Here is a 26,200-nt window from a genome sequence, read left to right as displayed (position 1 = left end):
GGACTAATAAAGTATATAAGGAATGATAGGGTATTCTCTACTAGAAGAATTTCGTCACAATTTTTAATAGGAATAAAAAAAGGGGGGAACAGCGGTGAAAAAGGGATATGTATCTTTATTCATTTTACTTTTGGTTTTCGGTGTTTTGAGTGCTTGTGGAAGTGAAAAGTCATCTTCAGGTGGCATGGAATTAGTAGAGGACGGGAAGTTTACGTTTGCTTCATCGGGTGAGTACAATCCATTTAGCGTTACAGATGGAAGCGGGGTTATGACTGGCTTTGATATTGATGTGGCGGAGGCAATTGCGAAGGAGCTAGGACTAGAGACTAATCAAAAGAGGTTTAAATTTAACAGTATTGTAGAAGGTGTGAAGACAGGCAGGTTTGATGCTGCGGTTGCTAGCCATACGATTACAGATGAACGTGCTGAGCATGTTAATTTCTCAACACCATATTATTATTCAGGGCCGCAAATATTTGTTAGGCCTGATAGTGATGTCGGGAGCCTAGAAGATCTGAAGGATTTGGAAATTGCCGTTTCAAAAGGCTCTACATATGCAAAAATGGCACAAGAGGTAACAGGGAATGTGATTCAATATGACAGTGATGTAACTGCATTAGAGGCTTTGGCGATTGGGAAACATGATGCTGTTATTACTGACTTCTTAACAGGTAAAGAAGCGATCGGGAACGGAGTAGAAATTGAAGGCAAAGATATTCTTGGATTGAGTGAGCAAGCAATTGCAGTAGCAAAGGATAATGAAGAATTATTGAAAAAAATCAATGAAGCACTAGAAAAGCTTAGAGAAGATGGAACGTTGAAAGAAATAAGCGAAAAATACTTCAAAGAAGATATAACAACAAACCCAGAAGAATAAAAAAACATCATCGAAACGAATGTGTTTTTCCTACGCATTCGTTTCTTTTTCTAAAGGAGTTGAGTGAAAATTGCCTAAATTAAGTCATGTCCTCGAGCAGTTGATTGAATCATACCCAGTGTTTCTAAAAGGAATGCTTATCACAGTACAGGTAACGATTGTTGCTGTATTAATCGCAGTTATAATCGGATTGCTTTTCTCATTCTTCAAAATCTCGGGGAAAACCATCTTAGTGCGGATTGCAGATTTATATATATATTTAGTAAGAGGGACCCCATTAATTGTACAAATTTTCGTCTTTTATTTTGGTTTATCAGCTTTAGATATATCTATGTTTTGGTCTGTAACCTTAGGGTTGGCATTCCATAATGGGGCATATATTGCTGAAATTTTTCGTGGAGCTATTCAATCGATTGATAGTGGTCAAATGGAAGCAGGTCAATCCTTAGGGATGAGTAGGATTTTAACAATGCGAAGAATCATCCTTCCCCAAGCTTTTCGTAGAGCAATACCACCCCTTGGAAATCAATTTATTATTGCATTGAAGGACTCCTCACTTGCGGCATTTATTGGCTTAAATGAGCTCTTTAATGTATCGACAACATTAGGCTCAAATGATTTTGATTATATGACCTATTTGCTTATCGTTGCTATTTATTATTTAATCCTCGTCCTGATCTTTACTATTTTAGTTGGAATGCTCGAGAAAAAATTGGCTGCTAGCGATAAATAAGGAAGGTGAAAGATATGGCCAAGAAGGAAATGATTAAGATTGTTGAGTTAAATAAATCGTTCGGTGACTTACATGTATTAAAAAATATAAACATGACCGTAAAGGAAAGTGAAGTCGTTTGTTTGATTGGAGCTAGTGGATCTGGTAAAAGTACATTGCTTCGATGTTTGAACTTTTTAGAAATCAAGGAAAGTGGAGAAATTATCATTAAAGAGGAAAAAATAGAGTCTGATAGTCATAATTTAAATGAAATTCGTCAACGGGTAGGAATGGTATTTCAGCATTTTAATCTCTTTCCCCATATGACAGTTCTAGATAATGTCATAGAGGCTCCAACACATGTAAAAAAGATGCCAAAACAAGAAGCTACCCGACAGGCCAAGGAGCTACTTGAAAAAGTAGGATTGGCTGATAAAGTGAATGTGTATCCTTCTAAATTGTCAGGTGGGCAAAAGCAACGTGTTGCAATTGCTAGAGCATTGGCAATGAAACCTGAAATCATGTTATTCGATGAACCAACATCTGCACTCGACCCGGAATTGGTTGGGGAGGTACTCAATACTATGAAGCAATTAGCGAACGAAGGAATGACGATGGTCGTTGTTACTCATGAAATGGGGTTTGCGAAAGAGGTGGCAGACCGCGTCCTATATATGCATGATGGAAAGATAGTCGAGGAAGGACATCCAAAGGATATTTTTGAAAATCCAAAAGAACAACGAACAAAGGATTTTCTGAACTCAATACTATAAGGAAAGCAGGTATCTCAAAGGAACTGACTTTGGGATACTTTTTTGTAAATAAATACCCACGAAATTTGCTTTTCGTGGGTATTTGCGGTTTTGGTATAATTTACTTTTTCTTAATGAATAATAAATAAAAGCCTATTCCGACAAGGAGAAGGGGCCAATAGTCCAAAATGAATGAAAATCCGCCTTCTAAGAATCCCAACCAGCTTATAAATCGACCATAATTGAGAAACAATAGCGAAACAATTAACAGAACGACGCTATGGAATAGTCCATTTTTCGTCTTAAAATATGTAAACAGCATTCCTAGGCTAACTATGAACAATAAAGTACCTGGCTGTTTCGGCCAAAAGCTAAGTTGATTGATACTATGAAAATGAAATCCAAAGCCAACTAGAATGACACCAGGCAAGATACTGCTTGGATTGTTTTCAACATACGCTTGTAGAAGAAAAGCAATCCCGACAATGATAACGAGTGTTTGCCACGAATAGAAGTTAGTAAATACTGGTATGCCCAATTGTTGAAGCAGGAGATAGCAACCAATCCCGACAAGGATGATACCAGAAAAGAGATTATTTTTTTTCATATAGTCCCCCGTGCTAGTTACTTGATTTGCCAATGTTTTTTTGTTAATGTAACGGTTGAAGTCATTATTACTTATCTTTATGTATAAATCATTTATTATTTCATTTTATTATAAATTTATCTTAGCACAGGTTACCTGAAAACTGTTCACACTTTTTTCGAAAATCACTAACATCGTACATGGTATAATAGTAATAGTTTTTGTCGAATTGATATCTAGTTGATTATTTAAAAGGTTGGGGTGAGGAAATTTGCATACAATAATGGTCGGTCTTAATTATAAAACAGCCCCTGTTGAAATACGTGAGAAATTAACTTTTGATTCGGATGGCATTGTACAAGCTATGTCAGAATTGAAAGGAAAGAAAAGTATACTAGAAAATATTATTGTCTCAACATGTAATCGAACAGAAATATATGCTGTTGTCGACCAGCTCCATACAGGACGCTACTATATTAAAGATTTCCTTTCACAATGGTTTGGTATCGACAAAGAGGAAATCACACCATATTTAAGTATCGTTGAAGATGAAGGTGCTGTAGAACACCTATTTCGTGTTACAAGTGGTTTGAATTCAATGGTTGTTGGTGAAACTCAGATCCTTGGACAAGTCCGCTCAAGCTTTTTATCAGCACAGGAAGAAGGGACAACAGGAACTGTTTTTAATCACCTATTTAAACAGTCCATAACATTAGCTAAACGAGCCCATTCCGAAACTGAAATTGGTTCAAATGCCGTTTCAGTAAGTTATGCAGCTGTTGAACTTGCTAAGAAAATATTTGGTAACCTTGCTGGTAAAAATGTTCTCATTTTGGGTGCAGGTAAAATGGGCGAATTAGCTGTACAAAACCTACACGGTTCAGGCGTTGGCAAAGTGACAGTTATGAATCGTACATTCGAAAAAGCACAAATCCTAGCAGAAAAGTTTCAAGGTGAAGCAAAGGCATTTGAAGAATTACAATGTGCATTAGTAGACGCTGACATTATGATTAGTTCAACAGGTGCAAAGGGCTATGTGATTACAAAAGACATGATGCAGGATGTTGAACGGATGAGAAAAGGCCGTCCTTTATTTATGGTCGATATTGCTGTGCCAAGGGACTTAGATCCAGCACTTGCCGACCTCGAAAGTGTCTTTTTATATGATATCGATGATTTAGAGGGAATTGTGGAAGCCAATCTTCAAGAACGCAAAGTAGCAGCTGAAGAAATTGAACTCATGATTGAAGCTGAGATTGTTGAATTTAAGAATTGGCTGAATACTTTAGGAGTAGTTCCAGTCATTTCAGCTCTACGCAATAAGGCATTAGCCATCCAGGCCGAAACAATGGAAAGCATTGAACGAAAAATGCCAAATCTTACTGAGCGTGAAAGAAAAGTATTGAACAAACATACGAAGAGCATCATTAACCAACTATTAAAAGATCCTATTTTACAAGCAAAGGAACTTGCTGCACAGCCGAATGCAGATGAATCTCTAGCATTTTTTATGAAGATTTTTGATATAGAGGAAGCAGTTGTTTCTGAGTATGGGATGCAAAAGGAAAAGAGTAATGTGAACAAGGTAGTAGCCAATAGACAGCAGCCTTCTCTACAGTCATAATGAGAGGAAAATCGATATGGTAGAGATGAATGTAACGAGATTACATGAGTTTACTGTAATTCTCTATGCCTTAAGTGTCCTCCTTTATTTTATAGACTTTCTTCATAATAACCGGAAGGTAAACAAGTTTGCCTTCTGGTTACTTGCATTTGTATGGGTAATTCAGTCGATTTTTCTACTCACAAGAATGCTTCATACAGGTAGATTGCCGATATTGTCGATGTTTGAAGGGCTCTATTTTTATGCATGGGTTTTGATTACGCTCTCTTTAATTTTAAACAAGTTTTTGAGGGTGGATTTCATCGTTTTTTTTACAAATTTATTAGGGTTTTTCATTATGGCCTTACATACATTTGCTCCAGGTCAGCATGGTTCTAGTGCGGTGGAAAGTCAACTTATATCAGAGTTGCTCATGATCCACATCTCAATGGCGATTCTTTCTTATGGGGCTTTTTCAATTTCTTTTGTTTTTTCAATCCTTTATTTAATTCAATACAATTTGTTGAAAAAGAAAAAATGGGGAAAACGACTTCTTCGACTTGATGATTTATCGAAGCTTGACCATATGTCTTATGTATTGAATCTAATTGGGGTGCCCATGCTTTTATTAGCCCTTATATTAGGCGTGCTATGGGCCTATATTAAAGTTGAGAATTTTTATTTCTACGATGCAAAGGTGTTAGGTTCCTTTTTTGTATTAGTTATCTATGCTTGGTACCTTTATAAACGGGTTGTTCAGAAGCTCCAAGGAAAAACAATTGCCTACTGGAATATAGGAGCATTTTTACTTTTACTTGTTAATTTCTTTTTATTCGGAAGCTTATCGAGTTTTCATTTTTGGCATACATAGACAGGAGGAGCATATATGAGAAAAATTATTGTTGGTTCTCGAAGAAGTAAATTAGCGATTACACAAACAAACTGGGTGATTCAGCAGCTTAAGAATCTTGGTGTTCCCTATGAATTTGAGGTAAAAGAAATCGTCACAAAAGGTGATAAAATCCTTGATGTTACTTTATCAAAGGTTGGAGGTAAAGGCCTTTTCGTAAAGGAAATTGAACAAGCCTTGTTTGATAAGGAAATTGATATGGCTGTCCACAGTATGAAGGATATGCCTGCTGTGTTACCTGAAGGACTTGTTATCGGATGTGTTCCAAAGCGTGAAGACCACCGTGATGTAATCATTTCGAAGGGAGAGGTATCCTTTGAAAAGCTTCCTAGTGGGGCTATTGTAGGAACAAGCAGCTTACGAAGAAGTGCACAGCTCCTAGCAAAAAGAGATGATATCGAGATTAAATGGATTCGTGGAAACATCGATACAAGACTTGCAAAGCTAGAAAATGAAGACTACGATGCAATCGTATTGGCTGCAGCAGGCTTAAAACGATTGGGTTGGTCTGACGATGTAGTCTCGGAATTTGTGGAACCAGAGGTTTGTTTACCAGCAGTTGGGCAAGGTGCTCTTGCCATTGAATGCCGCGAAGACGATACCGAAATTTTGCTTGCATTGTCAAAATTAAATGATGAATATACGCAAAACACGGTTTCTGCCGAGCGTTCTTTCCTTCATAAAATGGAGGGTGGTTGCCAAGTACCAATTGCGGCTTATGCAACGATGTCAGATGATAAAGAAATAGCATTAACAGCGTTGGTTGGCTCACCTGATGGTAAAATCATATACAAGGAACAAGTTTATGGAAAAAATCCAATTGAAGTGGGACTTGAAGCAGCTAAAAAACTAACAGACCTTGGTGCAAAAGAGTTAATTGATCAAGTGAAAGAGGAGCTTAACAAGTAATGGAAGGCGAACAACCTCTTCTAGGGAAAACGATCTTAAATACAAGAGGTAAAGGTGCGGCTGCTGAATTTTCTAAGAAAATTTTGGCAGCCGGTGGAACTCCAATTGAAATTCCATTGCTAACGTTCCAAAAACCAAATGATATAAGTTTTATTGAAGAAACAATAGAGAATTTAGACACATATGAGTGGTTGATATTTACGAGTAAAAATGGCGTTGATTTCTTTTTTGATTTTTATGATCAAGTAATGGAAAAAGTAAGTAAAAAACTTAGTATGCCTAAAATAGCTGTTGTAGGTACAAAAACTGAAAAGGCCTTGATAGCTAAAGGCTATCATCCTGAGTTGGTTCCGGATGAATTTATCGCCGAAGGTTTGTATGAAAGTTTAAGGCCGTATGTGAAGAAAGACGTCCACTTTTTGTTAGCTCGCGGGAATTTAGGACGTTCTTATTTAGTCGATGAACTAACAAAACGCGGTGCTTTAGCTACTGATTTAATTGTCTATGAGACAGCAGGAGATTCTTGTGAAAAGGAACGTTTAATTGAGCTTTTAAAAGAAAAACAAATTGATATTATAACCTTTACAAGTCCATCTACAGTGAGGCAATTCTATAAAATGGTGGAACAAACTGAGTGGAAGGATTGGACAAAGCATGTACTATTCGCTTGCATCGGACCGGAAACAAGCAAAGCGGCAGAGCAATTACATATCCCGATTCATATTCGTCCTATAAATTACACAATTGACCATTTACTAACGGAAATCATTGATTTTTTACAAGCTCAAGGAGGAGAATAAAAGATGGAGAAATTGCAATTTGCTAGACATCGAAGATTACGCCAATCCGCAAACATGAGAGCATTAGTTCGTGAAACACATCTACATACCGATGATTTAATTTACCCATTATTCATTGTGGAAGGGGAAAATAAAAAAACAGAAGTTACCTCAATGCCAGGTGTCTACAATATTTCATTAGATTTACTACAACAAGAATTAGATGAGATTGTCGAATTAGGAATTAAGTCAGTGATTTTATTTGGTGTACCTAATGAAAAAGACGAAGTCGGTACAGGGGCTTATCATAATCATGGTATTGTTCAAGAAGCGACTCGGTTAATAAAAGAAAAACATCCAGAGCTAATCGTGATTGCAGATACTTGCCTTTGTGAATATACATCACACGGTCATTGTGGAGTGATCGAGAACGGACAAGTACTAAATGATCCTTCACTTGAATTATTAGCTAAAACAGCTGTAAGTCAGGCAAAAGCAGGTGCAGATATCATTGCACCATCTAACATGATGGATGGATTTGTGACAGCCATTCGCCACGGCCTCGACGAAGCGGGCTTTGAGAATGTGCCAATTATGTCCTATGCGGTTAAGTATTCATCTGCATTTTATGGTCCATTCCGTGATGCAGCCGGGAGTACTCCTTCGTTTGGGGATCGTAAAACCTATCAAATGGATTATGCAAACCGTTTAGAAGCATTACGTGAAGCTGAATCTGATATTGAAGAAGGAGCAGATTTCTTAATCGTCAAGCCAGCATTATCATATTTAGATATCGTACGCGATGTTAAAAATCATTTTAATGCACCAGTTGTTGCTTATAATGTTAGTGGTGAATATTCGATGATCAAAGCAGCAGCCCAAAACGGTTGGATAAATGAAAAAGAAATCGTCATGGAAATGCTAACTGGAATGAAACGAGCAGGAGCAGATCTAATTATTACATATCATTCAAAAGATGTTGCACGTTGGTTAAAGGAAAACTAATAACTTTCTTCAGCGGAAGCTGAAGGAAGTTATTAGCCTCGGCGGACACATGCGATTTTTAAAGGAAACTTTTCGAGCAAGGCTCGAAAAAAATCTGGACGCAAATACGCCTTGGCGTATTTGAATTAAGTGCCTATCCCTCATTAACGCATAGGTGTCAGGCCCGATTTAAAGAAAGGGGTTACGAAGATGAGAAGTTATGAAAAGTCAAAAGCGGCATTTTCAGAAAGCATTCACCTTATGCCAGGTGGCGTAAATAGCCCAGTTCGTGCTTTCAAATCTGTTAATATGGATCCAATCTTCATGGAGCGTGGAAAAGGATCTAAAATATATGATATCGATGGAAATGAATACATAGATTACGTACTATCATGGGGACCTCTTATTCACGGTCATGCAAATGATCAAGTGGTTGAAGCCCTTAAAAAAGCAACAGAGATGGGAACAAGCTTTGGCGCTCCATCATTATCTGAAAATAAGCTTGCTAAACTAGTAATTGAAAGAGTCCCATCAATCGAAATCGTTCGTATGGTAAACTCCGGAACAGAAGCCACTATGAGTGCATTACGTTTAGCCCGAGGTTATACAGGCCGTAATAAGATCTTGAAATTTGAAGGCTGTTATCATGGACATGGGGATTCATTATTAATTAAAGCAGGCTCTGGTGTTGCTACACTTGGCCTACCTGATAGTCCAGGAGTACCTGAGGGCATTGCCAAAAACACAATCACTGTTCCTTATAATGATTTTGAAGCAGTAAAATACGCATTTGAACAGTTTGGAGAAGATATTGCTGGAGTGATTGTTGAGCCAGTAGCAGGTAATATGGGTGTTGTTCCTCCGCAGCCCGGATTCCTTGAAGGTCTTCGTGAGATTACAACACAGTACGGAACATTGCTAATTTTTGATGAGGTTATGACAGGATTCCGTGTCGATTATAATTGTGCACAAGGCTATTTTGGTGTCACCCCTGATATCACTTGTCTTGGCAAAGTAATCGGAGGTGGTCTACCTGTAGGTGCATATGGCGGCCGTGCAGACATCATGGAACAAATCGCACCAGCTGGACCAATCTATCAAGCAGGGACACTTTCAGGTAATCCATTAGCAATGGCTGCAGGCTATGAGACTTTATCACAGCTAAAACCTGAAGACTACACAGAATTTATCAAGAAAGCTGATCGACTGGAAGAAGGATTTACTAAAGCAGCTGAAAAGTATGACATTCCACATTGTATCAACCGTGCTGGATCAATGATTGGCTTCTTCTTTACTAATGAAAAGGTAATTAACTATGATGTTGCTAAAACATCTAATTTAGAGTATTTTGCAACGTATTATCGTGAAATGGCAAATGAAGGAGTATTCCTTCCACCGTCTCAATTTGAAGGGCTTTTCCTTTCAACAGCTCATTCTGATGAAGATATCGAAAAAACAATTCAAGCAGCTGAAAAAGCATTTTCAAAACTAAAAGGTTAACTTTATCGAGACGGGTTCGAACCCAGCTCAATAAGGTTAAAGCTTCCGGCGGAGACATGCGATTTTCAATGGAAGTTTTCGAGCGTGCTCGAAAAATCTGGACGCAAATACGGTAAGCATATTTGAATATGGACAAAAGGCAGACTCAGGTAAAATCATCTGAGTCTGCCTTTTTATTTGCAGAACTTCTTTAAGAATTATCATAATTCCCTTAAAACTATCATAAAAATTGTAATGTCATAATAAATCTGTTTTGAAGGAGACTGAAAGGAGGAGTAGCTGATGTCATCTGAAAACTTACGATTTTCAGTAGAGGAATCAGTCTGGTTTCAAAAGGGACAGGAAGTCTCTGAGCTCATCTCAATATCACTTGACCCGGATATTGTCATTCAAGAGCATGACCAATATGTGTCCATTCGCGGTGCATTACAGCTAGCAGGTGAATATCGAATAGATGATAACGATGCAGAAGATGAAGAACGTAACTTTGCCTCGGTTCGACTTGTAAATGAGGTTATCACGCGTGAGGATGGGATTAGTGAACTAAACCATCGCTTCCCTGTCGATATTACAATTCCACAAGATCGTGTTCGAAGCTTAGATGATGTGTATGTATTGATTGAAACATTTGACTATGAAATCCCAAAGCGTGGCTGTCTACAAATCGTTGCTGATTTAGCCATTAGTGGTATCCAAGGCGTTACTCAAGCACCTAAAGAGGAAGTTGCCCAAGAGGATATCAAACAAGAAGAACAGACCCCTATTTTGAGTGAACAACTTGCTGAAGAAGAGCTAGAGCTTGTAAGGAGCAGTTCGTTCGTTGAGGTAGAAGATGATGATGTTCAAGTGGTTGCAGAAGCAAGAGTCATTGAGCAAGAAGAGGTAGTACTGCCAAACCAAAAGGAAGTAGTGCTACATAAAGAGGTAGAAGAACAGGAAGTAATTGCTGTAAGTGAACAGCAGGATGAAGAAGCGGATGCAGAACTTTTTGTTCCATTTGAAGTGGAAGCTAGAAAAGAGGTCTATCAGGAACAAGAGGAAGTTGAGGTTGTCGAAGCGATTAAAGAAGAAGAGGTTCAAGCCGTTTTAACACCTTCAATCGAAGTAAAAGCAAGACATGATAATGAATTAACCTTTGGTTCAGATCAACAAAATAAGAAAAGCTCTACTGCCTTACAGGAAAAAGAAGTGGATAAAGAGCAAAGGGAAGAACAATCAGAGAAGTCAGCAAAACGAAATGAAAATGATTTATTATTAACCAAAATTTTTGGCAGGGATGAAGTGGATGACCATGCGCCGATGAAAATCTGTATTGTTCAACATGGAGATTCATTGGAAAAGATTGCACAGCGTTATGAAATAAGCGTGCAACATTTAATACGTGTTAATTCACTAAATACCGATTCCGTCTCTGAAGGACAGCTATTATATATCCCTGTCCAAGCGAATACGTAAGATCATTTGATAGGGTGGGGAGGAAAACCTCGCCCTGTTTTCTTTATAAAAATTGTCAGGAAAGTGAGTGATTGGCCCAATGAATAAAAACGATGTTAGTAGTATCGGGCCCATCTTAAAAAAATATAACTTACAGAACTCATCGTTTGAACAGCTCGGCAAAATCACAAAAGTCGTCACGAACAGAGGTATTTATGCTCTAAAATCCATTTCACACAAAATCAATCCGTCCTTCCCCACTTTCCTTCAACAATTATTTCAACAGGGTTACACAAGAGCAGTACCCATTTACCCAACCGTCGAAGGGAAATACCTTGTCTATCATAATCAAAAGTATTATTATCTGATGCCATGGTTAAAAAGCGGCACCCTCGAGCACCGTGGAGATCATTACGATGCTGTATTTAAAGAAATCGCAAGGGTTCATCTTACAACGGTAAGAAAACAACAAATTAACGATAAAAATGAAATCACAGGACATTATGAAACAATCATCCAAAAATGGGAAGAACGAAACCAGTTTTTAGAAAGATTTGTTGAAGAAGCAGAGACAAAATGGTATATGTCTCCCTTTGAACTTCAGTTCTGTACGTATTTTTACGAAATCAGTCTAGCCTCATCATTTGCAAGGACTCAGCTTGATAAATGGCATGAATTAATGGTAGAGAGGAAGTCTCTCCGTACCGCCTTAACACTTAATAATTTATCAGATACTCATTTTTTATATGATGAAAGTGGAAAAGGATATCTTTCGAATTTTGAGAGGGCTGGCTATGCTAGTCCTACAAATGATTTAGTAAGTCTCTATTTTCGGATATTAAAAACCTATCCGACCCTATGTACGGATTGTCTAGAATGGTTTGAATCCTATCAAAGCCGTTTTCCGTTAAGGGAAGAAGAATTTTATCTTTTATTAAGTCATTTAACCTTTCCAGAGCCCATTTATAAGTGTGTGCGCAGTTATACTGAACATAAACAAAGGAAATCTGAGCGGGAGCATGTCCAAGTTTTACAACGTGCTTATTGGCTGACGAAAAACATTGAATTTGTTTCCGTTAAACTTCTTGAGGCGGAACGAAAAAGAAAAGAGCAGGAAGAAGAAGAATCCCATACGGAGTGAAGTATGGGATTTTTTATCAAATACGCCTTGGCGCATTTGCTCCCAGATTTTATCGAGCTTGCTCGATAAATTTCCTTTGAAAATCGCATGTCTATGCCGGAGGTTATAACTTTATTCACCTTGGTTTACCTCCTTAAAAATGTATAAATTATGACATTTATTCTACTGCTAATTAAGTAGGTGACTCTAATGAATAAAGTTATATCATATCAAGGTGAAACGCAACGGCAAGTAATATTAAGATGGCTAAAAAAAGCACATCAAACGATGTTGGCAGAAAAATGGTTCGAACAGCTTGAACAATAGTGATGGGGATGATAAATTGGTGACATACATCTCGACATTGTCGCAGCCAATGAGGATAAGAGTATTTTCTAAAACGTCGTCCTCTCATGCTGATCTCTCCCTTCAAGGAATCCTATAAGTGTTTGTTCAAAAAGGTGGAAAAACTTCCTATAACTAAAATATGCTTGGAAAAGAAGAATAGTTCCTTTCAATTTTGTTATAAAAATTTTGTAACTAAATGCATGAAAGAGAATAAAGTATAAAAAACTTGGCTACCCTTATTGACAATACCTATTGAAATTTATAAACATTAGTAGTAGAATTCTAAAGTAAATATATAAATGCTTACATACGATGAGAGGGAAGAGTACATCGAATACCCCTTCAGAGAGAGAAATCATTAGCTGTGAGATTTCTTAGGAACGTTACGATGGAAGGTCGCCCTTAAGTAGCTTTTATGAAAAATGAGTAGTAAAAGCCGGTGAAAAGCCGTTATCTTTTCTTGAGAGCATAGATATCTTTTTTATCTATGAAAAAAGGTGGTACCGCGAATACACTCCATTCGTCCTTTTATTAGGATGAGTGGAGTTTTTTATTTTTTAAGGAGGTAAACTCATGGAAGGAAATGAAAAGACGTTATCAACAAAGTATGACCCGCAAGCAATTGAAGCGGGCCGCTATCAATATTGGTTGGATGGTAAATTTTTTGAAGCAAAAGACGATGCAGAGAAAAAACCATATACAATTGTCATTCCACCGCCGAACGTAACAGGAAAGCTTCACTTAGGGCATGCGTGGGATACAACCTTGCAGGATATCCTTACACGCATAAAAAGGATGCAAGGCTATGATGTTCTATGGTTACCAGGAATGGACCATGCTGGTATCGCAACTCAAGCCAAAGTAGAGGCAAAGCTACGTGAGGAAGGGAAATCACGTTATGACTTAGGGCGTGAAAAATTTGTAGAGGAAACGTGGAAGTGGAAGGAAGAGTATGCTAGCCACATTCGTGAACAATGGTCTAAGCTTGGTCTTGGCTTAGATTACTCAAGAGAACGATTCACACTTGATGAAGGACTTTCAAAAGCAGTTCGTGAAGTGTTCGTTACCCTATATAAAAAAGGTCTTATTTATCGTGGTGAATACATTATTAACTGGGACCCAGCAACAAAAACAGCCCTTTCTGACATCGAGGTAATCTATAAAGATGTTCAAGGTGCATTTTACCATATGCGTTATCCATTAGCAGATGGTAGCGGGTCTATTGAAATTGCAACAACTCGACCAGAAACAATGCTTGGGGATACTGCTATTGCCGTTCACCCAGAGGATGAGCGCTTCAAACACCTAATTGGTAAAACAGTCATTCTCCCAATCGTAGGAAGAGAAATTCCGATTGTTGGAGATGATTATGTTGATATGGAATTTGGTTCTGGTGCTGTTAAAATCACACCAGCACATGACCCTAATGACTTTGAGGTAGGAAATCGCCACAATCTTGAACGCGTTCTAGTGATGAATGAAGATGGGACGATGAATGCGAATGCTGGTAAATACCAAGGTATGGACCGCTTTGAATGCAGAAAACAAATTGTCAAGGATCTTCAAGAAGAAGGCGTCCTTTTTAATATTGAAGACCACCTTCATTCAGTAGGTCACAGTGAGCGAAGCGGAGCAGTTGTTGAACCATATTTATCCACACAATGGTTTGTAAAAATGCAGCCATTAGCGGATGAAGCGATTAAGCTTCAAACTCAGGAAGAAAAGGTACATTTCGTTCCAGAACGTTTTGAAAAAACATATCTACATTGGATGGAAAACATTCGTGACTGGTGTATTTCTCGTCAATTATGGTGGGGTCACAGAATCCCGGCCTGGTACCATAAAGAAACTGGTGAGGTTTATGTTGATCATGAACCACCAACAGACATTGAAAACTGGGAGCAGGACAAAGATGTATTAGATACATGGTTTAGTTCTGCATTATGGCCATTTTCAACAATGGGCTGGCCTGATAAGGATGCTGTGGATTTTAAACGATACTACCCAACTGGAGCTCTTGTAACAGGCTATGATATCATCTTCTTCTGGGTATCAAGAATGATTTTCCAAGGACTAGAATTTACAGGAAAACGTCCATTTAAAGATGTTCTCATTCACGGTCTAGTACGTGATGCAGAAGGTCGTAAAATGAGTAAGTCACTTGGTAATGGTGTTGACCCAATGGATGTCATCGCCCAATATGGTGCCGATTCCTTACGATACTTCTTATCAACTGGAAGTTCACCAGGCCAAGACTTGCGATTTAGTATGGAGAAGGTTGAAGCAACTTGGAACTTTGCGAATAAGATTTGGAATGCATCACGTTTTGCATTAATGAATATGGGTGATCTCAAGTTTGAAGACATCGACTTTAGTGGTGAAAAATCTGTTGCGGATAAATGGATTTTAACACGCCTAAACGAAACAATCGAATCAGTAACAAAGCTTGCTGATAAATATGAATTCGGTGAAGTAGGAAGAATATTATATAACTTCATTTGGGATGACTTCTGTGATTGGTATATTGAAATGGCGAAGCTTCCTTTATACGGTGAAGACGAACAAGCAAAGAAAACAACAAGATCAATTCTTGCATATGTTTTAGACAACACAATGAGACTGCTACATCCATTCATGCCGTTTATTACCGAGGAAATATGGCAAAACCTGCCACATTATGGCGAATCGATTACTGTTGCAAAATGGCCAGAAGTAAATCCTGAGCAATCCGATAATCAAGCAGCTGGGGAAATGCGACTATTAGTTGATATTATTCGCTCTGTTCGAAATATCCGTGCAGAGGTTAATACACCGATGAGTAAGCAAATCAAGTTGCACATTAAAGCAAAGGATGAAACAGTTCTATCACAATTAGAAAAGAATCGTTCTTATCTAGAAAGATTCTGTAATCCAAGCGAGCTTGTGATTGCAACAGAAATTACTTCACCTGATAAGGCAATGACTTCTGTTGTAACAGGGGCAGAATTATTCCTTCCACTTGAAGGCCTTATCAACATTGATGAAGAAATCAAGCGACTTGAAAAAGAACTAGATAAGCTTAATAAAGAGGTTGAACGCGTACAAAAGAAACTAGGCAACGAAGGTTTCGTGAAGAAAGCACCTCAAAAAGTAATTGATGAAGAACGCGCAAAAGAACAAGACTATCTTGATAAACGAGAAACAGTTCGTGAACGCATTACAGAATTAAGAGGCTAAATGAATAAAAGGCGAATCTATCATAGATTCGTCTTTCCTTCATTTTTATACGATTTATGGAGGAACGCAAATGATACAGACCTATGAAGAGGCACTTACTTGGATTCACGGGAGATTAAGACTTGGAATGAAGCCGGGGTTAGCCCGAATGGAATGGATGATGGAACGTCTTGATCATCCACAAGAAAAATTGAGGGCAATTCATGTAGCTGGGACAAATGGAAAAGGATCAACTGTTAGCTACATACGAAACATTTTACAAGAAGCAGGTTATAAAATTGGAACCTTCACTTCTCCATATATTGAGACCTTTAATGAAAGGATCAGTGTAGATGGAAAACCTATTTCAAATGATGAAATTGTCTCCCTTTTACAGGTGATAAAACCATTAGCAGAAGAGGTGGAGGAAACAGAACTTGGCGGTCCAACTGAATTTGAAGTGATCACTGCAATGGCACTTTATTATTTCGGGCAAAGTTCCGATATCGACTTTGTGATTATGGAGGTAGGATTAGGAGGAAAACTTGATTCAACAAATGTCATCAATCCTCTTGTATCTATTATCACGAGCATTGGCTTTGATCACATGAACATTCTTGGTGAGACAATCGAAGAAATTGCGGGAGAAAAAGCTGGAATTATCAAACCGAATGTCCCTGTTATAACAGCAGTTGAGCAGCAGGAAGCGATTGAAGTGATAAGTGCCAAGGCAAAAGAAGAAAGTAGCCCGTTTCATCAATTAGGTCAAGATTTCTTTATCCTTGATCATCAATCAGATGATGGAGAAGCTTTTACTGTAAAAACTCAGAATAAAACCTTTCAGAATCTACACATCTCAATGAAAGGTGCTCATCAGGTGAGAAACGCAAGCTTAGCAGTAATGGCAGTTCATATGTTACAAAATAGTGGTGCTGTACAACTAAAAGGCAATGAGCTTGCGGGAGGATTGGAGAAAACAAAATGGATTGGTCGATTTGAAGAGATTTCGAAGGAGCCACTTGTCATTCTAGATGGTGCCCATAATCCGGAAGGCATTAACAGCCTTGTTGATACAATAGAGACTCACTTGAATGGGAAAGATATCCACATTATTTTTAGTGCATTAAGCGACAAAAAATTAGACACGATGATTGAACAGCTTGAAAAAGCAGCTAACTCATTAACATTTACTAGCTTTAACTACCCAAGAGCAGCTAGCACCGGGGAACTTTACGAAAATTCTTCTGCCGGTGAGTTTATACTTACTGTGGATCATTGGCAGGAAGCAGTGAAAGCGGGATTAGAGCGAGTATCATCAGAAGAAAATGTTGCATTAGTAATAACGGGATCACTCTATTTTATTTCGGAAGTTAGGGAATTCTTAATGTCCAAATAATAATATATGAAAAATGAAGGGGCATCCTGCCCTTTTTTTTATGCAATTTTTCTATTGATAAGTAAAGTGACAAACTTTAACATGATTTTTGGTTTTATTACAAATAGCGATTAAATTCTCTTTAGTATTTTCCTATTTTCATATAAAATGATACATAAAGAATAGGTATATTTTACTATCTATTTTTAAGTGTTTACATAGTGTTTAATAAAATCATGTGTTTGAATCTGGGGACACTACAAACTAATCACTTTTTAAATAAAGAAGTCACATAAGAGTTGAGAGGGGGACAACCGTGCAGAAGTTACATTTAGTTAAAATTTTTAGCTTACTCTTACTTTGTGTTTTACTCCTATCTCTTTTTTCGACTATCGGAACAAGAACGTACCATGCGTTTTTTGCTGACAAAGAAGGAACAATGATTGGGCCTGTGGATGAACAGCTCGAAGAAATTGAGAATAACACTGATCAAATTGTCAAAAAGGATGATGACAACGTCGTATCCCAATCAGCAATTCGCGATCTAAATGACGAAAGTGAATTAATAAAATGGGTGAAAGAGTTTGGTATTGTCACTCTACCTGCAAACAAGCCATTTTCTCTGCTCTCGTTTTTAGTGGAAAGCGGTACGTCAACTAAATATTCAAATGAAGTATTAAGCGTAATTGCTACAGGTATATATTCGACTGTTTTATCTTCCAATTTTGAAATTATCGAGAGACATATTAGTGATCAGTTACCTTATTATGCCGATTTCGGTTATGAGGCTATGATTGAAAAAGAAATAAAGGATTTAATTATTCATAATGTAAATCCTCTCGAATATAAACTTATGTTTTCATTTAAGGATCATGAATTTAGTGTACAGCTTATTGGTCCTGAGCTCCAACAATCGATAAATGTGGTTATAGAAGATGAAGAATCCTTTAAACCTAAGATAATCAAGCAGTTTGATAGTACTTTACCTAGGGGAGAAATGGTTGTCAAACAGGAAGGGATATCGGGTCAAGTTGGTAAAATCTATCGCATCATTAAAGAGGTTGGTGTGGTAGATGAGAAAGTGAAGATAGCTGAGGATTATTATCCACCAATAAACACAATCGAAGCCCATAGTATATTGGTTCCGAAACCCCCTCAAAATCCGATCGATACTGAACTAGACGGAAATATTTCGAATCCAGATGCTGGTACTCCTGGAACTAATAATGAAACAAATGAAGAAGAAAATAATCAGGAATCTGGTAATGAAACAGACGAAGAGGAAAATACCGATTTATGGGAAGATCCTGATCCATTGCATTTACAAAAATCTTAGGGAGGGGACATTCCATGAGAAGAGCTCGCAAACGATTAGGAGATTTGCTTGTCGATGCTGGTCTTCTAACAGAGCAGCAACTAAAACAAGCTCTTGAAGATCAATCGGAATCACAAAAACTAGGGGATATTCTTCTTCAAAAAGGGTTTATTACAGAGCAACAATTAATTGAAGTTCTAGAATTTCAATTAGGAATACCACATGTGAGTCTATTTCGATATCCGATAGACACGTCGTTGACGTCATTGGTACCGAAAGAAATGGCAAGAAGACATATATTAATTGCCATTAGGAAAGAAGGAGACAAGCTTTTTGTCGCTATGGCAGACCCCATGGATTATTATGCTATAGAAGATTTACGTCTAACGACAGGATTTTATATCGAACCCGTCATAGCTTCTAAGGACGAGATCTTACGGGCAATTAATAAGTTTTATGATTTAGACGAGGGGGTAAGGGAGCTTTTTGCTGAAGCCACAGCGGAAATTGAAGAAGAGAAAATTACAAATGAGGATTCACCTGTTGTTAAATTAGTAAACCAAATCCTGCAAAATGCTGTTCAACAGCGAGCGAGTGATATACATGTGGACCCCCATGAAACAAAGGTTTTGCTCCGTTATCGTGTGGATGGTGTGCTCCGTACTGAACGGTCGCTACCAAAGAGTATGCAAGGCGTACTGACAGCACGTATTAAGATTATGGCAAACCTAGATATTACAGAAAACCGCATCCCGCAGGATGGTCGAATAAAAATAAATCTTGAAGCACATCATATTGACTTACGTGTTTCCACATTGCCAACGGTATATGGTGAAAAAATTGTAATGAGGGTTCTCGATTTAGGTAGCTCTCTAAATAATCTTTCTCAATTAGGATTTAATAATGTGAACCTAAAAAAATTTAAAAAACTAATTCAAAACCCGACTGGTATTGTATTAATAACAGGTCCAACCGGGTCAGGAAAATCTTCAACCCTTTACGCAGCTTTAAACCAGCTTAATTCTGAAGATGTAAATATCATTACAATTGAGGATCCTGTTGAATACCAGTTAGAAGGGATCAATCAAATTCAGGTAAATACTAATGTAGGAATGACATTTGCCAAAGGGCTTCGCGCCATTTTGCGGCAAGATCCTAATATCATTATGGTCGGAGAAATTCGTGACCAAGAAACAGCCGATGTAGCTGTTAGAGCATCATTAACGGGCCATTTAGTCTTAAGTACTCTCCATACGAACGATTCACTTGGTACGATTACACGCTTAATTGATATGGGTGTTGAACCATTTCTTGTTGCCTCATCGCTTTCCGGTGTAGTCGCTCAGAGATTGGTACGTCGTGTTTGTCGTGATTGTGGGCAACTGCAGGAACCAACTGTACGTGAACTAGAAATCTTCGCAAAGCGCGGTATTACTATTGAAAAAGTAAACCGAGGAAAAGGTTGTGGAACCTGTAATATGACGGGTTATAAAGGTAGAGTTGCGATTCACGAGCTGTTGGTGATTAATGATGACATGAGAAGGGCAATTATGAATCGAGAATCGTACACAACTCTTCGTGAACTAGCTATCAAAAATGAAACCATCTTTTTAATTGATGATGGAGTATTAAAAGTAAAACAAGGATTAACAACTACTGAGGAAATATTAAGAGTGACAACTGCTGAATAGGTGGGAAGTAAATGAAGGATAAAATTAATCAAATATTACATTCAGCACATGAGCATAAAGCTTCTGATATTCATATAACAGCTGGTGTTCCACCGATTTTTCGTATAAACGGTGATCTAAAAAGATACGGAAAAGAAATATTAAAACCACCTGTAATTGAGGAAATCGCAAAAGAAATTGTACATGAAGAAGTGTGGGTCCGCTTTAAAGAAAAAGGGGAGCTCGATTTTTCCTATGGTATTTCAGGTATTTCACGATTTCGTGTCAATATCTATATGCAACGGGGATGTCCAGCAATCGCATTTCGTGTGATCCCTACTTCAATCCCGACAATCGAAGATCTTGCGCTGCCTGACGTGCTAAAACGAATCAGTCAAAAGCCACAGGGCTTAGTGCTTGTTACAGGTCCAACCGGTAGCGGGAAGTCTACAACCCTTGCTGCTATGATTCAATATATTAATCAAACGATGAGTAAGCATGTTGTTACATTAGAGGATCCTATCGAATACCTCCACAAGCATGGGATGAGTATTATCGAACAGCGGGAGGTTGGCAGTGATACTCATAATTTTGCAAATGGTCTTAGAGCAGCACTACGTCAAGACCCTGACGTAATCCTTGTTGGTGAGATGCGCGACTTAGAAACGACTCAAACGGCAATAACAGCAGCAGAAACTGGTCACCTTGTGTTAGGAACCTTACATACAGTAAATGCTCCTTCTACCATTGACCGGATAATCGATATGTTTCCATTTGCACAGCAACCACAAATCAGGATTCAGCTTGCAAATGTATTAGTTAGTGTTATTTCACAGAGGTTATTCCCAACGATTGATAAAAAAGGTCGAAAGGCTGCTACCGAGATTTTATTAAATAATTCTGCAGTCGCAAATTTAATTCGGAATGAAAAAACTCATCAGATAAAAAATGTAATGCAAACAAGCCGTGCAGAAGGAATGCACACATTGGAATCTAATCTTTTAGACTTAGTCCGTGCCGGAGTGATTTCAAAGGATATTGCTCAACCATATTTACAGGAGTTAAATACAAATGCCTAGATTTAAATATGAGGGTAGAGATAAATTCGGTAGAAAATCCGGCACAATTTCAGGAACTTCTAAAAAGGACGCGATTGTTTCTCTTCGTGATAAAGGAATCCGAGTCATTTCGATTAATGAAGTACCGGAAACCTTATTGACGAAAGACATTGCGATTGGTAATCCAGTTAAACTAAGAGATTTTGTCATTTTTTTAAGACAGTTTGCAACCCTTATTAAAGCTGGTGTGACAATTGTTGATTCGATGCATATTTTGGCAAGCCAAACAAGCAGTAAACCTCTTCAGAAAGCTTTATTTGAGGTAGAAGTGGACTTAAGGGAGGGGATTCCCTTATCGGCTGCAACAGCCAAACATAAACGAATTTTTACAACCTTGTTTACGAATATGGTTCGCGTAGGAGAAGTAGGCGGAAATCTCGACGATACATTAGAAAACTTGGCCGTTTATTATGAAAAACAGAACAAAACAAGACAAAAGGTAAAGTCGGCGATGGCTTACCCAGCAGTAATCGGAATTGTTGCAGTAGCTGTCGTCATATTCTTACTAGTTTCAGTTGTTCCTACTTTTGTAGACATGTTTGCAGATTTTGGTGCGGAGCTACCAGGTATTACGAAATTTGTTTTAAATGCCAGTGTGTTTATGCAAAAATTTTGGTGGCTTGTAATTCTTTTAGGTCTTATTATTTATTTGTTTTTTATCTTTCTTAAGCAAAAACAAGAAACAAGATATTATCTAGATTATGCCACATTGAAAATGCCGATTTTTGGGAAGCTAATACAGAAGGCCGTTCTTGCGCGTATGACAAGAACATTAAGCTCGATGTTGAAAAGTTCAGTTCCCATCTTACAGGCGCTAACAGTAGTCGAATCTATTGTTGAAAATGAAGTAATTGCTAAAGTTATAAAACAATCAAGGCAAGCTCTTGAACAAGGAAAATCAATGACAGAGCCGATGAAAAAGCATTGGGCATTTCCTCCACTGATTACCCACATGATTGCTATTGGAGAAAGCACAGGTTCTTTAGATGAAATGCTCGGTAAGGTAGCTAACTTTTATGAAGATGAAGTAGACAATGCAACAGATCAATTAAAATCATTAATTGAACCTCTGATGATTGTATTTTTAAGTAGTATAGTAGGGACTATAGTCACAGCAATTCTAGTGCCAATGTTTGATATTTTTAACCAAATCCAGTAAAAAGGTAAAAATATCCATGGTTTTGTAAAGAAATGTTTAAAACTTTGTCATATCAAACAAAATTCTAGTGTTTTCAACAGCATTTGCTATTATAATAAATAGTAGATATAGACTAGTTCTTAAGGAGGAGATGGGGATATGCTTAATAAATATGTAAAAAATCAAAAAGGATTAACATTAATTGAGTTATTAGCGGTAATTGTAATTTTGGGGATTATTGCGGCAATTGCGGTTCCGGCGATTGGGAATGTGATTGAAAAGTCCCGTAATGATGCTGTTCATGCTGATGCAACTCAAGTATTAAATGCTGCCAAACTTTATGTTGCTTCAGAAGCACCAACATCCACTGTAACTTTCGATAATGATACATCAACTACTGCAATCGATAATGGATTAGAAGACTATTTAGAAAATATTGAATCATACTCAATAACAATTACTGTTGAAAACGGAGAATACAGATATACTGATATCCATGTTGAAAAAGATGAGCGCGAAGTAACTTATCCTACGGAACAAAACCTATTGAATCGAGATGTAGATGTAACTCCAGTAACTCCGGCAACTTAAATTTTGAATTTTATATAACTATATAAGAAGTCTCATTTATGGGACTTCTTTACATAAGGAATTGATTGTTGTGATTTTACTTTATATTTACTTTTTTGTTGTAGGGTTAATTTTAGGCTCCTTCTTCAACGTAGTCGGCCTTCGTACCCCAATTGGCGAATCAATCGTACGACCACGATCTGCGTGTCCAACTTGTAAGCACCAGCTTACCGCAATTGAATTAGTACCTGTCTTTTCATACATATTGCAAGGAGGCAAGTGCAGAAATTGTAAAACACGTATATCACCGATTTATGCTTCAATCGAATTTGCTACTGCAATTCTTTTCACGATTTCACCAATGCTGGTGGGATGGTCAAAAGAATTGATCATCGCTTGGACCTTGATATCTTTATTAGTGATTATTTTTGTTTCAGATATTACATACATGATTATCCCAGATAAGGTGTTACTATTCTTTGCCCCATTACTTCTCATTGAACGGATTTTTATTCCACTCGACCAGTGGTGGGACATGATTGCAGGAAGTGTCGTTGGGTTTCTTCTGCTATATCTTATTGCAATCGTTAGCAAAGGTGGAATGGGTGGGGGAGATATCAAGCTATATGCCGTAATCGGAATTGCATTAGGTTGGAAGCTAGTCCTACTTTCATTTTTCCTTGCCACCCTTATTGGAACAATTCTTGGATTAATTGGGATTGCATTTGGCAAAGTAAAAAAGGGAAAACCAATGCCCTTTGGTCCTTCCATTGTCATTGGCACGCTTATCGCTTATTTTTTTGGCCATGAGCTGATCGCTTTGTATATAGATTTACTAGGATAAGGGGATACATAATGGCTTTTTCATTGTTTTCATCAAGTAAAATTGCAAACATTATTTTAAAAGATCATGCTATTCGCTATGTGGGTGTGAAACGGTCCAACCCTATTACTGTTCAAAAGTTTCGTGAAAAATACTTACCCCCTGGTATTATTCAAGACGGAAGAATTATGGAAAGAGACACATTACACTTAATATTAGAAGAATGTGTAACAGATTGGGGGATAAAAAATACTCAAGTTCAGTTCGTCATCCCAGATCCATTTGTTGTGATTCGGAGGATTTCAATTCCTATTGAAGTTAAGGATGATGAGATTATCGGATATATATATTTGGAGCTTGGGGCAACCATTCATCTACCTTTTGATGAGCCTGTTCTTGATTTCAAAGTACTATCAGAAGATGAAAAGAAAAAAGAGGTTCTAATATTTGCAGCTCCTGAAGATGTTGCATTTGAATACTCTTCTATATTGGAAGATGTCTCATTAAAACCAATTGCTGCTGATATTTCACCACTTTGTATGTATCGACTCTTTCATTTTTGTCAAAAAACAAATGAAGAGGAGCATTCCTTATTGCTTCAATTTGATTTACAATCCGCTAACTTAAGCATTTTTCACCAGGATATTCCTTTGTTCATGAGACATCTGACATTGGAAACATCGATTAATGATTGGGATATTCAACAAAATTCTACTAATACCCTAGCGGATATAACATGGAATAGTCATCGTAGTAAATTAGAGGTTCTCATTGATGAAATGATTAAAGAAATCGAACATGTGATGAATTTTTATAGTTTTAATATGACGCAGGGTAAAGAACGAATTACAAAGATTCTTGTTAGTGGGGATCATCCAAATCTTCCGGACATCAGTTCTACACTCATGGACAGATATGAAATTCCGGTAAATAATATTGATAAATTTGATAAACTGCCTAGTCATTATTTTCTACCATTAGGATTAGCTCTTAAAGAGGTGTAAGGATGCTTGTAGATATTAATTTACTGCCAAGAAAAGAATTTAAAAACCGAGCTAAATTACTACCCCTCATTCTTATTATCAGTGTAGCTTTAATTGGCTTCCTGTTTATTTTTATTCAATATAAAAATGCAACTTCACTAGAAGAAAAGCTAACAAAACAAATTACAACTATACAAGAAACTCGGGCTGCAATAGAACAAAAAGATGCCTCAGACAATCAGTCAAATAATGTGATTAATCTAGATAAAGCAGTGGTATGGGCAGATGGTTATTTTGTAGAAACTGTGCCGATTTTAAATCATTTAACAGAATTATTACCTGAACGAGGCTTTGTTCAAAACTTTTTATATGCAGAGAATGGAGTCGTTTCGTTAGAAGTTCAGTTTGACACTAACACTGAGAATGCCCATTATTTAGCGTTACTTACAGATTCTCCAGTTATCGAATCTGCACGACTGTTAACCGTTTCAACTACCCCAATTATCGAGGAAGATGAAGGGGCAATTAATACGAACGAGACAAAAGCTGAGACGAATAATGACATTAAAGAAACTGAGGCTATAACCGATAATAATATAGAATCAGATCAAAATACTAATATTTTACCTAGGTATTTTGCTCAATATGAAATCACTTTTGATAAGAGTGCCATTAAGTCATTGCAGGAGGGGAAATAATTATGACTCTCCATTTTTCACGTAAACAAATAATTTATTTGGTACTAGCGATGGTCTTTTTATTCGGTGTTTTTTATTTGACATATTTCCTTCTAGTAAAACCCGTAAAGCTGAAAATAGCCCAATTAGAGAACAGTGTCAAAACAGAACAAAGACTATTAGAGGTCATTTCTGATCAACGTACGAATGAAGGGCCGGTTATTAGCTCAACAGAAATTCAAAAGAGAATACCGGTTATTCCTTTAGTGGAGCAAATCGTTTTGGATGTCGGTCGTGCTGAAACTTTATCAGAAAGCCGAGTTATCAATATGTCCTATAGTGAGAGTGAATTTACTATAATTGATGAAATACAACCCGATGAACTTCAAGAGGCAACGAATCCTGACAATGCGACGGAAAACAATCAAGGAAACAATGATAACGGAACAGATCAACAGACTGAGGAAGAGGAGGTAGTTGATCCAGAACTAATAAATGGGCTCAACCAAATAACCGTTACCTTACAAGTCCAATCACCAAGTTATGTTGAATTGGAGAAGTTCTTATCAGCTCTTGAACATCAAACGAGAATAACTAGGGTTAATTCATTGAGTTTTACAGGTACTCCAGAGCTTGTGTCAGTGGATCAAGTAGCTGAACAACTCGTTTATGATGTAACTATTTCAACATTTTATATGCCTAAGTATACGGAGCTTGCTGATGAGGCGCCAAAACTAACCGTTCCACCTCCTAGCAATAAGAAGAATCCATTAGCTCCAGGTTTGGAAATAAAAGACGAGAAAGATCAGTAATTTCAATAGA

Annotated in this window: 24 protein-coding genes and 1 other annotated feature; of the genes, 22 read left to right on the top strand and 2 right to left on the bottom strand. The window is 37.5% G+C overall.

What is annotated here, in order from left to right; genetic code table 11:
- Positions 1-94 precede the first annotated feature (94 nt).
- The 3 genes from V7097_RS08525 to V7097_RS08515 all read left to right on the top strand — a co-directional run bounded on the left by V7097_RS08525 (position 95) and on the right by V7097_RS08515 (position 2,362).
- Positions 95-877, top strand: a complete 783-nt coding sequence (locus V7097_RS08525; RefSeq protein ID WP_335703175.1) for a transporter substrate-binding domain-containing protein — start codon at positions 95-97, stop codon at positions 875-877.
- A 70-nt stretch (positions 878-947) separates the two neighbouring features.
- A complete protein-coding gene (locus V7097_RS08520; RefSeq protein ID WP_335703174.1) occupies positions 948-1,610 on the top strand; it encodes an amino acid ABC transporter permease in 663 nt (220 codons plus the stop codon).
- Between the two features lie 14 nt (positions 1,611-1,624).
- Positions 1,625-2,362 (top strand): amino acid ABC transporter ATP-binding protein, encoded by a 738-nt coding sequence (locus V7097_RS08515; protein ID WP_335703173.1) that lies wholly within the window; start codon positions 1,625-1,627, stop codon positions 2,360-2,362.
- A 100-nt stretch (positions 2,363-2,462) separates the two neighbouring features.
- Here V7097_RS08515 and V7097_RS08510 read toward each other — a convergent pair whose 3' ends face one another.
- Positions 2,463-2,948: a LiaI-LiaF-like domain-containing protein gene (locus V7097_RS08510; RefSeq protein WP_335703172.1), complete on the bottom strand. Its 486-nt coding sequence runs from the start codon at positions 2,946-2,948 to the stop codon at positions 2,463-2,465.
- A gap of 250 nt (positions 2,949-3,198) precedes the next feature.
- On the opposite strand from V7097_RS08510, the gene hemA reads away from it, so the two are divergent.
- The 8 genes from hemA (at position 3,199) to ysxE (ending at position 12,187) form a co-directional block, all read left to right on the top strand.
- Positions 3,199-4,551: a glutamyl-tRNA reductase gene (gene hemA, locus V7097_RS08505; RefSeq protein ID WP_335703171.1), complete on the top strand. Its 1,353-nt coding sequence runs from the start codon at positions 3,199-3,201 to the stop codon at positions 4,549-4,551.
- A gap of 16 nt (positions 4,552-4,567) precedes the next feature.
- Positions 4,568-5,401, top strand: coding sequence for a cytochrome C assembly family protein (locus tag V7097_RS08500; protein WP_335703170.1), 834 nt, complete (start codon positions 4,568-4,570; stop codon positions 5,399-5,401).
- 15 nt (positions 5,402-5,416) lie between these two features.
- Entirely contained in the window at positions 5,417-6,349 is a 933-nt protein-coding gene (gene hemC / locus V7097_RS08495; RefSeq protein ID WP_335703169.1) for a hydroxymethylbilane synthase, read from the top strand.
- Entirely contained in the window at positions 6,349-7,149 is an 801-nt protein-coding gene (locus V7097_RS08490; protein ID WP_335703168.1) for a uroporphyrinogen-III synthase, read from the top strand. Before hemC ends, V7097_RS08490 begins: the two co-directional genes overlap by 1 nt.
- A gap of 3 nt (positions 7,150-7,152) precedes the next feature.
- Positions 7,153-8,133: a porphobilinogen synthase gene (gene hemB, locus V7097_RS08485; RefSeq protein ID WP_335703167.1), complete on the top strand. Its 981-nt coding sequence runs from the start codon at positions 7,153-7,155 to the stop codon at positions 8,131-8,133.
- A gap of 189 nt (positions 8,134-8,322) precedes the next feature.
- A complete protein-coding gene (gene hemL, locus V7097_RS08480; protein ID WP_335703166.1) occupies positions 8,323-9,612 on the top strand; it encodes a glutamate-1-semialdehyde 2,1-aminomutase in 1,290 nt (429 codons plus the stop codon).
- Between the two features lie 282 nt (positions 9,613-9,894).
- The gene (spoVID, locus tag V7097_RS08475) at positions 9,895-11,067 is read left to right on the top strand and encodes a stage VI sporulation protein D (RefSeq protein WP_335703165.1); all 1,173 of its coding nucleotides are present in this window, start codon (positions 9,895-9,897) and stop codon (positions 11,065-11,067) included.
- A 79-nt stretch (positions 11,068-11,146) separates the two neighbouring features.
- Positions 11,147-12,187 (top strand): spore coat protein YsxE, encoded by a 1,041-nt coding sequence (gene ysxE / locus V7097_RS08470; protein ID WP_335703164.1) that lies wholly within the window; start codon positions 11,147-11,149, stop codon positions 12,185-12,187.
- 199 nt (positions 12,188-12,386) lie between these two features.
- On the opposite strand, the gene V7097_RS08465 is transcribed toward ysxE, so the two are convergent.
- Complete coding sequence (locus V7097_RS08465) at positions 12,387-12,581, bottom strand: hypothetical protein (RefSeq protein WP_335703163.1); 195 nt, start codon at positions 12,579-12,581, stop codon at positions 12,387-12,389.
- A gap of 236 nt (positions 12,582-12,817) precedes the next feature.
- Positions 12,818-13,045: a binding site (T-box leader), on the top strand.
- A gap of 42 nt (positions 13,046-13,087) precedes the next feature.
- Between V7097_RS08465 and V7097_RS08460 the strand changes: the two genes are divergently transcribed.
- From V7097_RS08460 to V7097_RS08410, 11 genes are all read left to right on the top strand, one after another.
- A complete protein-coding gene (locus tag V7097_RS08460; RefSeq protein WP_335703162.1) occupies positions 13,088-15,730 on the top strand; it encodes a valine--tRNA ligase in 2,643 nt (880 codons plus the stop codon).
- A 70-nt stretch (positions 15,731-15,800) separates the two neighbouring features.
- Complete coding sequence (locus tag V7097_RS08455; RefSeq protein ID WP_335703161.1) at positions 15,801-17,105, top strand: bifunctional folylpolyglutamate synthase/dihydrofolate synthase; 1,305 nt, start codon at positions 15,801-15,803, stop codon at positions 17,103-17,105.
- A gap of 295 nt (positions 17,106-17,400) precedes the next feature.
- On the top strand, positions 17,401-18,420 hold the full coding sequence (locus tag V7097_RS08450; protein WP_335703160.1) for a G5 domain-containing protein: 1,020 nt from the start codon (positions 17,401-17,403) through the stop codon (positions 18,418-18,420).
- Positions 18,421-18,434: 14 nt separating this feature from the next.
- Positions 18,435-20,090 carry a GspE/PulE family protein gene (locus tag V7097_RS08445; protein ID WP_335703159.1) on the top strand — a complete coding sequence of 552 codons (1,656 nt, stop codon included), beginning with the start codon at positions 18,435-18,437 and terminating at the stop codon, positions 20,088-20,090.
- Positions 20,091-20,101: 11 nt separating this feature from the next.
- Positions 20,102-21,148, top strand: a complete 1,047-nt coding sequence (locus V7097_RS08440; protein ID WP_335703158.1) for a type IV pilus twitching motility protein PilT — start codon at positions 20,102-20,104, stop codon at positions 21,146-21,148.
- A complete protein-coding gene (locus V7097_RS08435; protein ID WP_335703157.1) occupies positions 21,141-22,346 on the top strand; it encodes a type II secretion system F family protein in 1,206 nt (401 codons plus the stop codon). Before V7097_RS08440 ends, V7097_RS08435 begins: the two co-directional genes overlap by 8 nt.
- Before the next feature lie 138 nt (positions 22,347-22,484).
- Positions 22,485-22,916 (top strand): type II secretion system protein, encoded by a 432-nt coding sequence (locus tag V7097_RS08430; protein ID WP_335703156.1) that lies wholly within the window; start codon positions 22,485-22,487, stop codon positions 22,914-22,916.
- A 70-nt stretch (positions 22,917-22,986) separates the two neighbouring features.
- Positions 22,987-23,739: a prepilin peptidase gene (locus V7097_RS08425; RefSeq protein ID WP_438824215.1), complete on the top strand. Its 753-nt coding sequence runs from the start codon at positions 22,987-22,989 to the stop codon at positions 23,737-23,739.
- 11 nt (positions 23,740-23,750) lie between these two features.
- Complete coding sequence (pilM, locus tag V7097_RS08420) at positions 23,751-24,722, top strand: type IV pilus biogenesis protein PilM (RefSeq protein ID WP_335703154.1); 972 nt, start codon at positions 23,751-23,753, stop codon at positions 24,720-24,722.
- A gap of 2 nt (positions 24,723-24,724) precedes the next feature.
- Entirely contained in the window at positions 24,725-25,399 is a 675-nt protein-coding gene (locus tag V7097_RS08415; protein WP_335703153.1) for a hypothetical protein, read from the top strand.
- Positions 25,400-25,401: 2 nt separating this feature from the next.
- Positions 25,402-26,190: a hypothetical protein gene (locus V7097_RS08410; RefSeq protein WP_335703152.1), complete on the top strand. Its 789-nt coding sequence runs from the start codon at positions 25,402-25,404 to the stop codon at positions 26,188-26,190.
- Positions 26,191-26,200 lie beyond the last annotated feature (10 nt).

The organism is Bacillus sp. JJ1562 (genome assembly GCF_036962705.1).
In the GTDB taxonomy this organism is placed as follows: Bacteria; Bacillota; Bacilli; order Bacillales; family Bacillaceae_L; genus Ferdinandcohnia.
The sequence above is the reverse complement of the archived record's forward strand: the minus strand, read 5'-3'. Positions and strand labels throughout refer to the sequence as shown.

Excerpts from the sequence above, each read along its gene's own strand:
- V7097_RS08410 (WP_335703152.1), top strand. The coding sequence starts at position 25,402 with ATGACTCTCCATTTTTCACGTAAACAAATAATTTATTTGGTACTAGCG.
- pilM (WP_335703154.1), top strand. The coding sequence starts at position 23,751 with ATGGCTTTTTCATTGTTTTCATCAAGTAAAATTGCAAACATTATTTTA.
- V7097_RS08435 (WP_335703157.1), top strand. The coding sequence starts at position 21,141 with ATGCCTAGATTTAAATATGAGGGTAGAGATAAATTCGGTAGAAAATCC.
- V7097_RS08440 (WP_335703158.1), top strand. The coding sequence starts at position 20,102 with ATGAAGGATAAAATTAATCAAATATTACATTCAGCACATGAGCATAAA.
- V7097_RS08445 (WP_335703159.1), top strand. The coding sequence starts at position 18,435 with ATGAGAAGAGCTCGCAAACGATTAGGAGATTTGCTTGTCGATGCTGGT.
- V7097_RS08415 (WP_335703153.1), top strand. The coding sequence starts at position 24,725 with ATGCTTGTAGATATTAATTTACTGCCAAGAAAAGAATTTAAAAACCGA.
- ysxE (WP_335703164.1), top strand. The coding sequence starts at position 11,147 with ATGAATAAAAACGATGTTAGTAGTATCGGGCCCATCTTAAAAAAATAT.
- spoVID (WP_335703165.1), top strand. The coding sequence starts at position 9,895 with ATGTCATCTGAAAACTTACGATTTTCAGTAGAGGAATCAGTCTGGTTT.
- V7097_RS08430 (WP_335703156.1), top strand. The coding sequence starts at position 22,485 with ATGCTTAATAAATATGTAAAAAATCAAAAAGGATTAACATTAATTGAG.
- V7097_RS08460 (WP_335703162.1), top strand. The coding sequence starts at position 13,088 with ATGGAAGGAAATGAAAAGACGTTATCAACAAAGTATGACCCGCAAGCA.
- V7097_RS08465 (WP_335703163.1), bottom strand. The coding sequence starts at position 12,581 with ATGAGAGGACGACGTTTTAGAAAATACTCTTATCCTCATTGGCTGCGA.
- V7097_RS08490 (WP_335703168.1), top strand. The coding sequence starts at position 6,349 with ATGGAAGGCGAACAACCTCTTCTAGGGAAAACGATCTTAAATACAAGA.
- hemB (WP_335703167.1), top strand. The coding sequence starts at position 7,153 with ATGGAGAAATTGCAATTTGCTAGACATCGAAGATTACGCCAATCCGCA.
- hemL (WP_335703166.1), top strand. The coding sequence starts at position 8,323 with ATGAGAAGTTATGAAAAGTCAAAAGCGGCATTTTCAGAAAGCATTCAC.
- V7097_RS08500 (WP_335703170.1), top strand. The coding sequence starts at position 4,568 with ATGGTAGAGATGAATGTAACGAGATTACATGAGTTTACTGTAATTCTC.
- V7097_RS08515 (WP_335703173.1), top strand. The coding sequence starts at position 1,625 with ATGGCCAAGAAGGAAATGATTAAGATTGTTGAGTTAAATAAATCGTTC.
- V7097_RS08510 (WP_335703172.1), bottom strand. The coding sequence starts at position 2,948 with ATGAAAAAAAATAATCTCTTTTCTGGTATCATCCTTGTCGGGATTGGT.
- V7097_RS08455 (WP_335703161.1), top strand. The coding sequence starts at position 15,801 with ATGATACAGACCTATGAAGAGGCACTTACTTGGATTCACGGGAGATTA.
- hemC (WP_335703169.1), top strand. The coding sequence starts at position 5,417 with ATGAGAAAAATTATTGTTGGTTCTCGAAGAAGTAAATTAGCGATTACA.